This window comes from Cereibacter johrii (assembly GCF_001720585.1).
Classification (GTDB): domain Bacteria; phylum Pseudomonadota; class Alphaproteobacteria; order Rhodobacterales; family Rhodobacteraceae; genus Cereibacter_A; species Cereibacter_A johrii.
The window spans coordinates 1-14,193 of record NZ_MABH01000052.1 but is presented as its reverse complement, the minus strand read 5'-3'; the positions used below and the strand labels follow the sequence as shown (position 1 = coordinate 14,193).

The following is a 14,193-nucleotide window of genomic DNA, read 5'->3' as shown; positions in this document are numbered from 1 at the left end:
GGTGGGCAACCGGCAGGAGCCGCCCCTGTTCCGTCACGACCTGAAGAGCGGCCCCGAAGCAAAGCGTTGCGCCAGCCCGACACGGCACATCCGGCAACCCCGGGCGCGCCCGGACGCCCGCAAGCGCGGCCCGGATCTCTCTGCCGATACCGCCAGGAGGCCGCGCCGAAGGTTCCTTCAACAGGAACATTCACCCGGGCCACCTGTTCGCAGCCCGAGGCAGCAGCAGGAGACACGAAATGAGCGGTCAAGGCGCGGCGGCTTTGCAGAAGACGCTGGTGGAGGAGATCCTCGATCTGTCGCGACAACGGCAGGCGGGCCCCCTGTCGCCATGGTTCGCCGATCGGTTGGAGGAGCAGGTCGAGAAGGGTCTGTTCCTGCCCCCCGGGGATCTCGAGGCGACGGGCGCGCGGCTGGTCGAGGGGCTGGTCGACTACCGCACCCAGACGCAGGTCTCGACGGCGGTCATCGGCATGTCGGGGGGTGTGGATTCCGCGCTGACGGCGGCTCTCTTCAAGGCCGCAGGCTGGCATGTCGTGGGCCATACCCTCCCCATCGAGCAGGATCCCGCCGAAACGGACCGCGGGGTCGAGGCCTGCGCGGCGCTCGGGATCGAGCATCGCCATCTCGATCTCTCGGGCGCCTATGAGGCGGCGCTCGCCCAGCTCGGCGAGCTCGACCCGGATCTTCTCGCCTCCGACGAGACGCCGGCACGGACGCGCCGCGGAAACCTGCGCGCCCGGCTGCGGATGATGACGCTCTACGATCAGGCGCACCGGCTGGGCGGCCTCGTCGCCAGCACCGACAATTTCTCGGAGCTGACCGCGGGCTTCTGGACCCTCCACGGAGATGTCGGGGATCTGGCGCCCGTCCAGTCGATGCTGAAGTCCTGGGAGGTGCCGTGGCTCGCCCGCGCCTACCGCGTGCCCGAAGCGACCTGGCGGGCCATGCCCACGGATGGGCTGGGCATCGGCGGCGGCGACGAGGCCCAGATCGGCGCCACCTATCTGGAATGGGACATCCTGCAGTTCGCGCTGGCCGAGGCCCTGCGCGACGATCCGGGGCTTGCGACCCAGCATCTCGCCTTCGCGCTGCGGATGGATGCGGACCGCCACGCGCAGGAGGTGCTCGGCACCCTCATCGCGCGGATGCGGGCCACCTGGCACAAGCGCATGAACCCGATCCGGCTGAACCATCCGAAGGCCGACCGCTACGAGCCGCTCGACCGGCTGGAAGCGCGGCTTTTCCGGCCCGAGGTGGTGAGATCGGACGAGGCCTTGATGGGGTTTCCTTCGGAGATGCAGGATATGGCGGCGCACCTCGTCCGGGCGCTGAAGGCGGCCGACTGCCGGCTGGTCACAGCCGAATCCTGCACCGCGGGGCTGATCGCGGCCTGCGTCTCGGGTGTTCCGGGCTGTTCGGGCGTTCTGGAGGGGAGTTTCGTGGCCTACCGCCCGACGATGAAAATGGCGGCGCTGGGCGTGCCCGAGGCGCTGATTGCCGAAGAGACGGTCTACCATCCCAAGGTCGCCCGCCGCATGGCGGAAGGGGCGCTGGCGTCCGCCCCCGAGGCCGATCTGGCTCTGGCCGTCACGGGCGTCGCGGGGCCGGGCGAAGACGAGGGCCACCCGGCCGGATATGTCTGCATTGCCGCGGCGCTGCGGGGGCAGGAGGCCCGCGTGAGCGAGCATTACTTCCCGGGCAGTCCTCGTCAGGTCCTCGCCGCCACGCTGCGGCGCGCCCTTCAGGAGGGGCTCGCCGTCCTGCAGGAGGCGCGTCCCTGAGGGTGTGTCTGCCGGGCTCCCCCGCGGGCTCAGGACCGGAGATAGTCCGGCAGGGTCGGCGCCGCACGGCCCTCCGCGCCCCAGCGGTCCGAGACGGTCATCCGCCCCGCGCCGATCAGGTCGAGACATTTCGGGATTGCGCCGAACACGCCCTGCAGCGAGAGCGCGATGGCCGCGGGCTGTCCTGGCAGGTTCACGATCAGCGACCTTCCCCGCACGCCCGCGGTCTGGCGCGACAGGATCGCGGTCGGGGTCTGCTGAAGGCCGATGCTGCGCAGAAGCTCGCCGAACCCCGGCAGCTCCTTCTCGATCACGCCGACCATCGCCTCGGGCGTGAGGTCCCGCGGCGCGGGGCCCGTGCCGCCTGTGGTGAAGACGAGCGCCGCCCCCTCCTTGTCGCAGAGCTCGATCAGCGCCGCGCGCACCGTCTCCACCCCGTCCGGCACGATGCGGCGCACGATCTCGTAGGGCGAGGTCACGGCGGTGGCGAGCCAATCGGCGATGGCGGGTCCGCTCAGATCCTCGTAGTCGCCGCGGCTGGCGCGGTCCGAGGCGGTCACGATGGCAATCTTCACGGTCTGGCGCTCCTTCCGGCTGATGAAGCCACTCTGGCCCGGCGCGGCGACGGGGAAAAGCCCCCTTGCCTGCGCCGGGAAGGCTGGCCGTCGAAGCCGGGTTTCACCTCGATGGGCCACCACGGCCACGAGGCGCAGGACGCGCTCTGTCGCATCCGCTTCGGGAGCCGGGCAAAGCCGCAGGCCGGACGCCGCGAGACCTTCCGGACAGCGGCGGACGGCAGGGCTCCACTTTTGACCTGACGCGGCGCGACGGGCAGCCTAGGCTGGCGCAAAAGGGAGGGATCGGCATGAAGATCACAGCGGCGGTGCTCGAACGCGACGGGATCGCGGGGAACTATGCCGAGGAGCGGCCGCTCGCGATCCGCGAGCTCGATCTCGCGGCGCCGGGGCCGGGCGAGGTTCTGATCCGGGTGGCCGCCGCGGGCATCTGCCATTCCGACCTGTCGGTCATCAACGGCACGCGGCGGCGGCCGCTGCCGATGGTGCTCGGCCACGAGGCCTCGGGCTATGTCGAGGCGCTGGGCGAGGGGGTCGAGGATCTCGACCCCGGCGACCATGTCGTCTGCATCTTCGCGCCCGGTTGCGGACGCTGCACGCCCTGCGCCGAGGGGCGGCCCGCCCTTTGCGAGAAGGCGGCGCGCCATCATGCGGTGGGCGAGCTGATGACCGGGCACCGGCGGCTCTCGCTCGGCGGGCGGCCCGTGCACCACCATCTCGGGATCTCGGGCTTTGCCACCCATGCCGTGGTGGCGCGGCCGTCGCTGGTCCGCGTCCCGCGCGAGGTCCCGCCCCATGTCTCGGCGCTCTTTTCCTGTGCCATGCTGACGGGGGCGGGGGCCGTCTTCAACACGGCGCAGATCCGGCCCGGCTCGAAGGTGGCCGTGGTGGGGCTGGGCGGCGTCGGCCTTTCAGCCATCCTCGGCGCGGCGGCGGCCGGCGCGGCCGAGATCGTGGCGATCGATCCGTTCCCCGCCAAGATGGAGGCCGCGCGCGCCATGGGCGCCACGCTCTCGGTGCCCGCGGACGGAGATACGGTCGCGGCGGTGCGCGACCTGACGGCGGGCGGCGTCGATTACGCCTTCGAGCTGGCGGGCTCGGTCCGGGCGCTGGAAACCGCCTTCGCCGTCACCCGCCGCGGCGGAACGACAGTGACCGCGGGCCTGCCCCACCCGGACGACCGGATGTCGCTCGAGGCGCTGAAGCTCGTGGCCGAGGAGCGCACCCTGAAAGGCAGCTACATCGGATCCTGCGTGCCCCAGCGCGACCTGCCGCGGATGCTGGCGCTGCCCCGCCGCGGCCTGCTGCCGGTCGAGAAGATGCTGACCCACCGGCTGAAGCTCGACGAGATCAACCTCGCGATGGACCGGCTGGCCGAGGGCAGTGCGATCCGGCAGGTGGTGGATCTCGGCTGACGCGGCGCGGCCCCGGCCCGCATGGCCTGGGGGTCGCGCCGCGTCGCGCGGCCCTCAGGCCCGGCTGCCGCCGACCGTCAGCCCGCCGATCATCAGCGTGGGCTGGCCCACGCCCACCGGCACCCATTGTCCCTGCTTGCCGCAGTTGCCGATGCCGGGGTCGAGCTTCATGTCGTTGCCGATGGCGCGGATCTGGCGCAGCGCCGTTGCGCCGTCGCCGATCAGCGTCGCGCCCTTCACCGGGGCACCCACCTTGCCGTCCTTCACCAGATAGGCCTCGGTGCAGGAGAAGACGAACTTGCCGTTGGTGATGTCGACCTGCCCGCCGCCGAAGCCCACGGCATAGATCCCGTCCTTGAGATCGGCCACGATCTCGGCCGGATCGGCGTCGCCGCCCAGCATGTAGGTGTTGGTCATGCGCGGCATGGGGATATGGGCATAGCTCTCGCGGCGGCCGTTGCCGGTCGAGGCGGTGCCCATCAGCCGGGCGTTCTGGCGATCCTGCATGTAGCCCACGAGGATGCCGTCCTCGATCAGAACGGTGCGGTTCGAGGGCGTGCCCTCGTCATCGACCGAGATCGAGCCGCGCCGGTCGGGGATCGTGCCGTCGTCGAGCACGGTCACGCCCGGCGCTGCGATCCGCTCGCCCATGAGCCCCGCGAAGGCCGAGGTCTTCTTGCGGTTGAAGTCGGCCTCGAGCCCGTGGCCGATGGCCTCGTGCAGAAGGATCCCCGGCCAGCCCGCGCCCAGCACCACATCCATGACCCCCGCGGGGGCGGGCACCGCCTGAAGGTTCACCGTGGCGATGCGCACCGCCTCGCGCGCGGCGGCCTGCCACCAGCCGGGCTCCATCAGCCGGGAGAGGCCGAAGCGCCCGCCGCCGCCGAAGCTGCCCGACTCGCGCCGGCCGTTCTCCTCGACGATCACCGAGACATTCATCCGCACCATCGGCCGCACGTCGGCCAGCCGCGTGCCCTCGGGGCGCAGGATCTCGACCTCCTGCAGCCCCGCGCCGACCGTGGCCGAAACCTGGATCACGCGCGGGTCGAGGTCGCGCGCGAAGGCGTCGATCTCGCGCAGAAGCTCGATCTTCACCGGGAAGGCCGCATCGGCCATCGGATCGAGGTCGGCATAGAGCCTGCGGTTCGTCCCCGCAGGAGGGGCCGCCATGGCGCCGCCGCCGTCGCCCACCGCGAGCCGCGCCGTTTCGGAGGCCCGCTTCAGCGCCTGTTCGGAAATCTGGGTCGAATGGGCATAGCCCGCCACCTCGCCGCGCACGGCGCGCAGCCCGAAGCCTTCGGAGGCATCGTAGCTGGCCGTCTTCACCCGCCCGTCGTCGAGCACGAGTGATTCCGAGCGCGACCTTTCCAGAAAGAGTTCCCCGTCATCGGCGCCCCGCGTCGCCTCCCGCAGGATCGCGGAGGCGGTCTCCACGTCCAGATGCGTCTCGAAAGGCCGGAAAGCCGAGTCGGTCATGACTACTGTCCTTGATTCAGATCAAATGATGACGCTTTGACGCATCGTTTTCCTTGTCGTCGTCAAAACAATATGGTCTCAATCGGTTCAGGAACAACGGGAAATCTGCCCGGTTTCCGGGCGGCGAACAGACGGCACGAGGGCCGGCCGAAGCCAACGGGATCTGAACATGAGACATTCCACGACCTTGACCGGATGCGCCACGGGGGCGGCAGGGCTTCTGGCGGCCACGGCCGCGGCCGCGCAGCAGCAGAGCCTCGAGATCATCGGGCGGCCGCAACCGGGGGGCACGGGCTTCCAGCCGTCGGCAAGCCCGGTGGCCACGCAGATACATTGGCTCGACGGGTTCATCCTCGTCATCATCGCCGCCATCACCATCTTCGTCACCCTGCTTATCCTCTATGCGGCCTGGCGCTTCCACGAGAAGCGCAACAAGGTGCCGGCCCGCTTCACCCACAATTCCCCGCTCGAGATCGCCTGGACGATCGTGCCGATCGTCGTCCTCGTGGCCATCGGGGCCTTCTCGCTGCCGGTGCTGTTCAATCAGCAGGAGATCCCCGAGGCAGACGTGACGGTGAAGGTCACGGGCTACCAGTGGTACTGGGGCTACGAATATCCCGACGAGGACATCTCGTTCGAGAGCTACATGATCGGCTCGCCCGCCACCGGCGGCGACAACCGCCTGTCGCCCGAGGTCGAGCAGCAGCTGATCGAGGCCGGCTACAGCCGCGACGAGTTCCTGCTGGCCACCGACACGGCCATGGTCGTGCCGGTGAACAAGACCGTCGTCGTGCAGGTGACCGGCGCCGACGTGATCCATTCCTGGACGGTGCCCGCCTTCGGGGTGAAGCAGGATGCGGTGCCGGGCCGGCTCGCGCAGCTCTGGTTCCGGGCCGAGCGCGAGGGGATCTTCTTCGGCCAGTGCTCGGAACTCTGCGGCATCTCGCACGCCTACATGCCGATCACGGTCAAGGTCGTGTCGGAAGAAGCCTATGCCGCCTGGCTCGAACAGGCCCGCGGCGGCACCTACGAGCTGTCCGCCGCCATGCCCGCGACGCCGGCCGGCGTGTCGGTGGAGTGAGCGCAGGAACGAACAAGCGCGGCGCCACGTTCGGGAGGAGAATCCGGGCCGGCGCCGCAGGGAGAGCTGAATGACCGACATCCGTATCACCGGGATCCCCAAGGAGGCCGGATTCGGCGACTATGTCGCCCTCCTGAAGCCCCGCGTCATGTCGCTCGTGGTCTTCACGGCGCTGGTGGGTCTCCTGGTGGCGCCGGTGACGGTCCATCCGATGATCGCGCTGACGGGGATCCTGTTCATCGCCCTCGGTGCCGGCGCCTCGGGCGCGCTGAACATGTGGTGGGACGAGGATATCGACCGGGTGATGAAGCGCACCCGGAACCGCCCCGTGCCCTCGGGCACCGTGGCGCCGGGCGAGGCGCTGGGGATCGGGCTCGCCCTCTCGGGCATCGCGGTGGTGATGCTGGGGCTGGCCACGAACCTCTTCGCGGCGGGGCTGCTGGCCTTCACCATCTTCTTCTATGCCGTCGTCTATTCCATGTGGCTGAAGCGGACGACGCCGCAGAACATCGTGATCGGCGGCGCGGCGGGGGCCTTCCCGCCCATGATCGGCTGGGCGGTGGCGACGGGCGGCGTCTCGGTCGAATCCCTCTTCATGTTCGCGCTGATCTTCATGTGGACGCCGCCGCACTTCTGGTCGCTCGCGCTCTTCATGAAGTCCGACTATTCCGACGCCGGCGTGCCGATGCTGACCGTGACCCACGGGCGGCCGGTGACGCGGACGCATGTGCTGGCCTATTCGCTGCTCCTCGCGCCGCTTGCGGTGGCGGGCGCCTTCACCGGCATCGGCGGCCCGCTCTATCTGGCCACGACGCTGGCGCTGAACGGCTGGCTTCTGGTGGGCGCGGTGCGGATCTGGCGGCGCGACGAGGCGGAGGCCGAGGCCGACCGCTACCGGGTCGAGAAGGGCTTCTTCCGCTTCTCGCTCTATTATCTCTTCCTGCATTTCGGGGCGATCCTCGCCGAGGCGGCCCTGAAGCCCTACGGACTGGGAGGCTGGTGACATGACCATCCGCGCCGAACACGAGATCCACCGCCGCAGGCTCGGCCGCAATCTGGGCGTGGGCCTCACGCTCGCGGCCTTCATCCTCGTGGTCTTCGGCCTGACGGTCGCCAAGGTCTCGCAGCTGGGCGAGCGCGGGGCCTTCGCCCATGCGCCGCCGGGGGCCATGGGGCAATGAGCCTGTCGTCGCATCAGAAGACCGCCGGGGGCCTCGTGCTCGTCGTGGCGGTGATGGGGGCAGCCTCGTTCGCGGCCGTGCCCTTCTACAACTGGTTCTGCCGGGTCACGGGCTTTGCGGGCACGACCGCCGTCGCCACCGAAGCGCCGGCCGAGGTGCTCGATCGCACCGTGAAGGTCCGGTTCGACGCCTCGCGCGAGGCCGGCATGCCGTGGGAGTTCCGTCCCCTCCAGCGCGAGATGGAGCTGAAGATCGGCGAGACCGGCCTGGCCTTCTACGAGGCCTACAATCCCACGAACCGCACGGTTGCGGGCACCGCCAGCTACAACGTGACGCCCGATGCGGCGGGCGGCTATTTCGCCAAGATCGCCTGCTTCTGCTTCACCGAGCAGGTGCTGGCACCCGGCGAGCGGGTCGAGATGCCGGTGACCTTCTATGTCGATCCCGCCATCATCGACGATCCCGACGGGCGCTATGTCCGCCAGATCACCCTGTCCTACACCTTCCACGAGACCGCACTGACCGAGGAACAGGCCGCACTTGCCGCCGAGTCCGCGACCGACGTGAACTGATCCAGAGACGCCACCCCGGGGGGAACCATGGCCCACGCCAAGAACCACGACTACCACATCCTGCCGCCCTCGATCTGGCCCTTCATGGCCTCGGTCGGAGCCTTCGTCATGCTGTTCGGCGCCGTGCTCTGGATGCACGGCTCGGGGCCCTGGATGGGGCTGATCGGGCTCGTCGTCGTGCTCTACACGATGTTCGGCTGGTGGTCCGACGTGGTGACGGAAAGCCTCGAGGGCGACCACACGCCGGTGGTGCGGCTGGGCCTGCGCTGGGGCTTCATCCTCTTCATCATGTCCGAGGTGATGTTCTTCTCGGCCTGGTTCTGGAGCTTCTTCAAGCACGCGCTCTATCCGATGGGGCCCGAGAGCCCGATCGTCGACGGGATCTTCCCGCCCGAGGGGATCATCACCTTCGATCCGTGGCATCTGCCGCTCATCAACACGCTGATCCTGCTCTGCTCGGGCTGCGCGGCCACCTGGGCGCACCATGCGCTGGTGCATGAGAACAACCGCCGCGACGTGACCTGGGGGCTTGCGCTCGCCATCGCGCTCGGCGCGCTCTTCACGGTGTTCCAGGCCTACGAATACAGCCACGCGGCCTTCGGCTTCGCGGGCAACATCTATGGCGCCAACTTCTTCATGGCGACGGGCTTCCACGGCTTCCACGTCATCGTGGGCACGATCTTCCTGCTGGTCTGCCTGATCCGGGTGCAGCGCGGCCATTTCACCCCCGAGAAGCATGTCGGCTTCGAGGCGGCGATCTGGTACTGGCACTTCGTCGATGTGGTCTGGCTGTTCCTCTTCGCCTCGATCTACATCTGGGGCCAGTAACGCCCGCGTCCGCCCGGGCGGTCCGGCGGATGACTGCCGCGGGGCGGGCACACCGCGCCGCCGGATCCGCCTCGCGGCCTGCCGCAGGCCCGGCCCGCAAGCCAGTCGAGGCAACGGATCCCCGGTATCGGGGTCGGAGGCAGGGGAGGGCCCGGGAACTCCGCCCTTGCCAGCCGCCTCCCCCGGGATCAGAAAGCGCGGGCCGCGAGGCCCGCGCTTTCCGCATCGAGGAGCTGCCCCATGATCCGCCGGATGATCCTGCCCCTTCTCTTCGGCCTGATCGGGGCGGCGATCCTCGTGTCGCTCGGCCTCTGGCAGGTGCAGCGGCTCCAGTGGAAGGAGGCGGTGCTGGCCGACATCGAGGCCCGCGTTGCGGCCCCGCCCGTGACCCTGCCCGAAGCGCCCGAAGCCGCGCGCGACCGCTATCTGCCCGTCACCGTCTCGGGCCGCTTCACCGGCGAGCACATCGATGTGCTCGCGAGCCGCAAGGACCGCGGCGCGGGCTACCGGGTGATCTCGGCCTTCGAGACCGACGAGGGACGCCGCATCCTGATCGACCGCGGCTTTCTTCCGCAGGAGGATCGCGGCCTGCCGCGCACGGCGGTGGGGGCGGGCCTGACCGGCAACCTCGCCTGGCCCGCGGAGGTGGACAGCTTCACCCCATCGCCCGATCCGGTCTCCGGCATCTGGTTCGCCCGCGACGTGCCCGCCATGGCCGAGGCGCTGTCGACCGAGCCGGTTCTGGTCGTGGCCGCCACCCCCACGGGCGACGGGATCGACCCCTGGCCCATCGGCACCGAAGGCATTCCGAACGACCATCTCGGCTATGCGGTGACGTGGTTTTCGCTTGCCGTTCTCTGGCTGGGGATGACAGTCCTTCTGCTCTGGCGTATCAGGCGTCGGATGGAATGAAGGCGGTAAAGATGCAGTATATCTCGACTCGCGGCGCGGCTCCGGTTCTCGGCTTCGGCGAGGCCATGCTGACGGGCCTTGCCCGGGACGGCGGTCTCTATGTGCCCGAGACCGTGCCCACCCTGTCGGAGTCCGAGATCGCGGCGCTGGCGGGCCTGTCCTACGAGGAGGTGGCCTTCCGCATCATGCGGCCCTTCGTGGGCGAGACCTTCGGAGACGAGGAGTTCCGCGGCCTGATCGCCGCCGCCTACGAGGGCTTCGGCCATGCCGCCCGTGCGCCCCTGGTGCAGCTCGGCCCGAACCACTTCCTGCTCGAGCTCTTCCATGGGCCCACGCTCGCCTTCAAGGACTTCGCCATGCAGCTGATCGGCCAGCTGTTCCAGGCGGCGCTGGCGAAGAACGGGCAACGCATCACCATTGTCGGCGCCACTTCGGGCGACACCGGCTCGGCCGCCATCGAGGCCTTCCGCGGCCTCTCGAACGTCGATGTCTTCATCCTCTTCCCGCACGGCCGCGTGTCCGAGGTGCAGCGCCGCCAGATGACGACGCCGTCCGAGGCGAACGTCCATGCCCTCGCGGTGGACGGCGACTTCGACGATTGCCAGGCCCGGCTGAAGGACATGTTCAACGACTTCGCCTTCCGCGATGCGGTGGGGTTGGCGGGCGTCAATTCGATCAACTGGGCGCGGGTGCTGGCGCAGGTCGTCTATTACTTCACCTCGGCCGTGGCCCTTGGCGCGCCGCACCGCGAGGTGAGCTTCACGGTGCCCACCGGCAATTTCGGCGACATCTTCGCAGGCTATATCGCGCGCCGGATGGGCCTGCCCATCGCGCGCCTCGTGGTGGCCACGAACCAGAACGACATCCTGCACCGGGCGCTCTCGACCGGGGCCTATGAGACCGAGGGCGTCACCCCCTCGATCAGCCCCTCGATGGACATTCAGGTCTCGTCGAACTTCGAGCGGGCCTTGTTCGATGCCTATGGCCGCGACGGGGCGGCGGTGGCAGCGCTCATGGCCGAGCTGAAGGAGGGCGGCTTCCGCATCTCCGAGAATGCGCTGGGGACGCTGCGCGCGACCTTCGCCTCGGGCCGCGCCTCGGAGGAGGAGACCCTGGCCACGATCCGCGCCACCCATGCGGCGACGGGCGAGCTTCTTTGCCCCCATTCCGCCGTGGGCGTGAAGGTGGCCGGCGAGGCGCTCGGGCCCGAGCCGATGATCACGCTCGCCACCGCCCATCCGGCCAAGTTCCCCGATGCCGTCGAGGCCGCGACCGGCCTGCGCCCGCCGCTGCCCGCCCGCATGGCCGATCTCTTCGACCGCCCCGAGCGGGTGACGCGCGTTCCCAACGACCTCTCCGCCCTCGAAACCCTCATCCGCGAAAGGACCGGGCGTTGACCGTTCTCCTCGACACGCTGCCGAACGGCTTCCGCATCGTCACCGAGCACATGCCCGGGCTGCACTCGGCCTCGATCGGGATCTGGATCGCGGCGGGCGGTCGCCACGAGCGGCCCGAGCAGAACGGGATCGCCCATTTCCTCGAGCACATGGCCTTCAAGGGCACGAAGACCCGCACCGCGCTCCGCATCGCCGAGGAGATCGAGGATGTGGGCGGCTACATCAACGCCTATACCTCGCGCGAGATGACGGCCTACTACGCCCGGGTGCTCGAGGCCGACACCGGGCTCGCGCTCGACGTGATCGCCGACATCGTGCTCAATCCGGTCTTCGACCCGAAGGAGATCGAGATCGAGCGGCACGTCATCCTGCAGGAGATCGGCCAGGCGCTCGACACGCCCGACGACATCATCTTCGACTGGCTGCAGGAGGCCTCCTATCCGGGACAGGCCTTCGGTCGCACCATCCTCGGCCCCGAGGAGCGGGTCTCGAGCTTCGGGCGCGCCGACCTCACGCGCTTCGTGGGCGAGCATTACGGCCCGGACCACATGATCCTCGCCGCCGCGGGGGGCGTCGATCACGACAGGATCGTGGCGCAGGCGCAGGCGCTGTTCGGTCATCTGAAGCCGGTGGGCCAGCGCCCGATGCAGCCCGCGGACTTCCTCGGCGGCGAGCGGCGCGAGCTGAAATCGCTCGAGCAGGTCCATTTCGCCATGGCCTTCGAGGCGCCGAACTACCGGGCGCCCGATGTCTATGCGGCGCAGGTCTATGCCATGGCGCTCGGGGGCGGCATGTCCTCGCGGCTCTTCCAGAAGGTGCGCGAGGAGCGCGGCCTCTGCTATTCGATCTTCGCCCAGTCGGGCGCCTACGAGGATACCGGGCAGATCACCATCTATGCCGGCACCTCGGGCGAGGAGGTGGCCGATCTCGCGGGCCTTACGGTGGACGAGCTGAAACGCGCCACCGAGGACATGTCCGAGGCCGAGGTCGCCCGGGCCCGCGCGCAGCTCAAGGCCGGGCTCCTGATGGGGCTCGAGAGCCCGTCGAACCGGGCCGAGCGGCTGGCGCGGCTTCTGGCCATCTGGGACAGGGTGCCGGGCGTGGACGAGGCGGTGGAGAAGATCGACGCCGTGACGGTCGGGGCGGTGCGCGACTATGCCGAGCGCATGGCGCAGGCGCGCTCGGCCCTCGCGCTCTACGGCCCGGCCGAGACGGCTCCTGCCCTCGCACAGATCCGCGAGCGGCTGGCCGCCTGATGCTCGGACTGCGGCGGAAGGTTCGCATCGAGACGGAGCGGATGACGCTGCGTCTGCCGGCCCATTCCGACTGGCGCGACTGGGCCGCCCTGCGCGCCGAGAGCGCGACTTTTCTGACGCCCTGGGAGCCCGTCTGGTCCTCGGACCATCTCTCGCGCAAGGCCTTCACCAACCGCGTCTACTGGGCCGCCCGCGCCGAGAGCCAGGGCACCGCGCTGCCGGTTCTGCTGATCCGGCGCGAGGATCAGGCGCTGCTCGGCGCCATCACCCTCGACAACATCCGCCGGGGTCCGGCGCAGTCGGGGACGCTCGGGTACTGGATCGGCCGGCCCCATGCGCGGCAGGGCTACATGCGCGAGGCGATCCAGGGCATCGTGCACCATGCCTTCACCGCGATGGACGTGAGCCGGATCGAGGCCGCCTGCCTGCCCGAGAACGCGGCCTCGCGCGGGGTGCTGGAGAAATGCGGCTTCAAATACGAGGGCGTGGCGCAGAGCTACCTGCAGATCGCGGGGCGCTGGCGGAACCATGTGCTCTACGCGAACCTCCGCGGCGACCGGCGCGGGCGCACCGACGCGGGTTGAGGGAGGCGCAGGCGGGGGGCTTTGCGCCCCCCGCACCCCCCGCAGGATATTTGGGCCAGACTGAAAGCCGGAAGGGCGTTGGGGGATGCGGGGGCGGGGCGCAGGTGTCGGGGCGGCCGGGTCATGGGGTGGCGTGACGTGTCGGCGCTTGCAGGCGGCTTGCGAATGCGGGGCGGGCGGCTGACGCAGCTGTGAACGGGCGCGCGGGCGCGGGCTGGTACGCTTGCGCCCGGAGGTGCCGCCGATGATCCGAACCGCCCTCGCCACTCTCGCCCTTGCCGTCCCGGCCGCCGCCCCGGCGCAGGAGCGGACGCCGAGCCATTGCGTGGCGCTGGCCCGGGGGCCCGAGCGGATGGTGCCCGCGGCCTTCGGCGATCCTCTGGCCGAGGACCGGGTGCGGATCCGCTATGTCCATCACGCCACCTTCCTGATCGAGACGCCGGGCGGGCTGGTGGCCGCCACCGACTATACCGGCCTTCTTGGGCAGCGGGACGTGGTGCCGGATGTGGCCACCATGAACAATGCCCATTCCACCCACTGGACCGATCTGCCGGACCCGCGCATTCCGCATCTCCTGCCCGGCTGGCAGGAGGGCGGGCGCGCCGAGCATCATCTCGACCTCGGCGAGATGCTGGTGCGCAACGTGCCCACCGACGTGCGGTCGCGCTGGGGCGAGGGGATCCGCAAGGACGGCAATTCGATCTTCGTCTTCGAGGTGGCGGGGCTCTGCATCGGCCATCTGGGCCATCTGCACCATGAGCCGGATGCCGCCCAATATGCGGCGCTCGGCCGGCTCGACGTGCTGATGGTGCCGGTGGACGGCGGCTATACCGTCGGTCTCGAGACGATGCAGAAGGTGGTCCGCCGCCTGCGCTCCTCGGTCGTGCTGCCGATGCACTGGTTCTCGGGCCGCTCGCTCGAGACCTTTCTGGGCGAGATGGAGCCCGAGTTCGAGGTGGTGCGCCTCGAGGGGCCCGAGATCGAGCTCTCGCCGGGCTCGTTGCCGCGGCGGCCCACGATCATGGTGCTCGATCCGGCCTGGGTGGACTGAGCCCCAGGGCGCGCGTAGAGAGGCACCCGGAGGTGCCCATGCTGAACCCCGCCGACGATGCCTTCCTCGCCCGACTGGCCG

Annotated in this window: 14 protein-coding genes; 12 read left to right on the top strand and 2 right to left on the bottom strand. The window is 69.8% G+C overall.

Annotated features, from left to right (window positions below; genetic code table 11):
• The first annotated feature begins 239 nt into the window (after positions 1-239).
• Positions 240-1,784, top strand: coding sequence for an NAD(+) synthase (gene nadE, locus A9O63_RS03565; protein ID WP_069330701.1), 1,545 nt, complete (start codon positions 240-242; stop codon positions 1,782-1,784).
• A 29-nt stretch (positions 1,785-1,813) separates the two neighbouring features.
• Here the strand turns inward: nadE and mog are convergent, their stop codons facing one another.
• A complete protein-coding gene (mog, locus tag A9O63_RS03560; RefSeq protein WP_069330700.1) occupies positions 1,814-2,359 on the bottom strand; it encodes a molybdopterin adenylyltransferase in 546 nt (181 codons plus the stop codon).
• A 290-nt stretch (positions 2,360-2,649) separates the two neighbouring features.
• Here mog and A9O63_RS03555 point away from each other — a divergent pair, with 290 nt between their 5' ends.
• Positions 2,650-3,774, top strand: a complete 1,125-nt coding sequence (locus A9O63_RS03555) for an alcohol dehydrogenase catalytic domain-containing protein (RefSeq protein WP_069330699.1) — start codon at positions 2,650-2,652, stop codon at positions 3,772-3,774.
• A gap of 54 nt (positions 3,775-3,828) precedes the next feature.
• Here the strand turns inward: A9O63_RS03555 and tldD are convergent, their stop codons facing one another.
• A complete protein-coding gene (gene tldD, locus A9O63_RS03550; RefSeq protein ID WP_069330698.1) occupies positions 3,829-5,250 on the bottom strand; it encodes a metalloprotease TldD in 1,422 nt (473 codons plus the stop codon).
• 169 nt (positions 5,251-5,419) lie between these two features.
• On the opposite strand from tldD, the gene coxB reads away from it, so the two are divergent.
• The 10 genes from coxB to A9O63_RS03505 all read left to right on the top strand — a co-directional run bounded on the left by coxB (position 5,420) and on the right by A9O63_RS03505 (position 14,112).
• The gene (gene coxB, locus A9O63_RS03545; RefSeq protein WP_069330697.1) at positions 5,420-6,331 is read left to right on the top strand and encodes a cytochrome c oxidase subunit II; all 912 of its coding nucleotides are present in this window, start codon (positions 5,420-5,422) and stop codon (positions 6,329-6,331) included.
• Between the two features lie 70 nt (positions 6,332-6,401).
• Positions 6,402-7,334, top strand: coding sequence for a heme o synthase (gene cyoE, locus A9O63_RS03540; protein WP_069330696.1), 933 nt, complete (start codon positions 6,402-6,404; stop codon positions 7,332-7,334).
• A 1-nt stretch (position 7,335) separates the two neighbouring features.
• The gene (locus tag A9O63_RS21770) at positions 7,336-7,512 is read left to right on the top strand and encodes a hypothetical protein (protein ID WP_084295567.1); all 177 of its coding nucleotides are present in this window, start codon (positions 7,336-7,338) and stop codon (positions 7,510-7,512) included.
• The gene (locus tag A9O63_RS03535; protein ID WP_069330695.1) at positions 7,509-8,084 is read left to right on the top strand and encodes a cytochrome c oxidase assembly protein; all 576 of its coding nucleotides are present in this window, start codon (positions 7,509-7,511) and stop codon (positions 8,082-8,084) included. Before A9O63_RS21770 ends, A9O63_RS03535 begins: the two co-directional genes overlap by 4 nt.
• A gap of 27 nt (positions 8,085-8,111) precedes the next feature.
• Positions 8,112-8,912 carry a cytochrome c oxidase subunit 3 gene (locus tag A9O63_RS03530; protein ID WP_069330694.1) on the top strand — a complete coding sequence of 267 codons (801 nt, stop codon included), beginning with the start codon at positions 8,112-8,114 and terminating at the stop codon, positions 8,910-8,912.
• 240 nt (positions 8,913-9,152) lie between these two features.
• Positions 9,153-9,824 (top strand): SURF1 family protein, encoded by a 672-nt coding sequence (locus tag A9O63_RS03525; protein WP_069330693.1) that lies wholly within the window; start codon positions 9,153-9,155, stop codon positions 9,822-9,824.
• Between the two features lie 11 nt (positions 9,825-9,835).
• The gene (thrC, locus tag A9O63_RS03520; RefSeq protein ID WP_069330692.1) at positions 9,836-11,221 is read left to right on the top strand and encodes a threonine synthase; all 1,386 of its coding nucleotides are present in this window, start codon (positions 9,836-9,838) and stop codon (positions 11,219-11,221) included.
• Entirely contained in the window at positions 11,218-12,477 is a 1,260-nt protein-coding gene (locus A9O63_RS03515) for a M16 family metallopeptidase (protein ID WP_069330691.1), read from the top strand. Before thrC ends, A9O63_RS03515 begins: the two co-directional genes overlap by 4 nt.
• Positions 12,477-13,061 (top strand): GNAT family N-acetyltransferase, encoded by a 585-nt coding sequence (locus A9O63_RS03510; RefSeq protein WP_002722709.1) that lies wholly within the window; start codon positions 12,477-12,479, stop codon positions 13,059-13,061. The genes A9O63_RS03515 and A9O63_RS03510 overlap by 1 nt, the downstream gene beginning before the upstream one ends.
• A gap of 244 nt (positions 13,062-13,305) precedes the next feature.
• Positions 13,306-14,112, top strand: a complete 807-nt coding sequence (locus A9O63_RS03505; RefSeq protein WP_069330690.1) for an MBL fold metallo-hydrolase — start codon at positions 13,306-13,308, stop codon at positions 14,110-14,112.
• Positions 14,113-14,193 lie beyond the last annotated feature (81 nt).

Bases quoted from the DNA above. Each gene is read 5' to 3' on its own strand.
- A9O63_RS03530 (WP_069330694.1), top strand. From the start codon at position 8,112: ATGGCCCACGCCAAGAACCACGACTACCACATCCTGCCGCCCTCGATC.
- A9O63_RS03505 (WP_069330690.1), top strand. From the start codon at position 13,306: ATGATCCGAACCGCCCTCGCCACTCTCGCCCTTGCCGTCCCGGCCGCC.
- tldD (WP_069330698.1), bottom strand. From the start codon at position 5,250: ATGACCGACTCGGCTTTCCGGCCTTTCGAGACGCATCTGGACGTGGAG.
- A9O63_RS03535 (WP_069330695.1), top strand. From the start codon at position 7,509: ATGAGCCTGTCGTCGCATCAGAAGACCGCCGGGGGCCTCGTGCTCGTC.
- A9O63_RS03510 (WP_002722709.1), top strand. From the start codon at position 12,477: ATGCTCGGACTGCGGCGGAAGGTTCGCATCGAGACGGAGCGGATGACG.
- cyoE (WP_069330696.1), top strand. From the start codon at position 6,402: ATGACCGACATCCGTATCACCGGGATCCCCAAGGAGGCCGGATTCGGC.
- nadE (WP_069330701.1), top strand. From the start codon at position 240: ATGAGCGGTCAAGGCGCGGCGGCTTTGCAGAAGACGCTGGTGGAGGAG.
- A9O63_RS03525 (WP_069330693.1), top strand. From the start codon at position 9,153: ATGATCCGCCGGATGATCCTGCCCCTTCTCTTCGGCCTGATCGGGGCG.
- A9O63_RS03555 (WP_069330699.1), top strand. From the start codon at position 2,650: ATGAAGATCACAGCGGCGGTGCTCGAACGCGACGGGATCGCGGGGAAC.
- A9O63_RS21770 (WP_084295567.1), top strand. From the start codon at position 7,336: ATGACCATCCGCGCCGAACACGAGATCCACCGCCGCAGGCTCGGCCGC.
- coxB (WP_069330697.1), top strand. From the start codon at position 5,420: ATGAGACATTCCACGACCTTGACCGGATGCGCCACGGGGGCGGCAGGG.
- thrC (WP_069330692.1), top strand. From the start codon at position 9,836: ATGCAGTATATCTCGACTCGCGGCGCGGCTCCGGTTCTCGGCTTCGGC.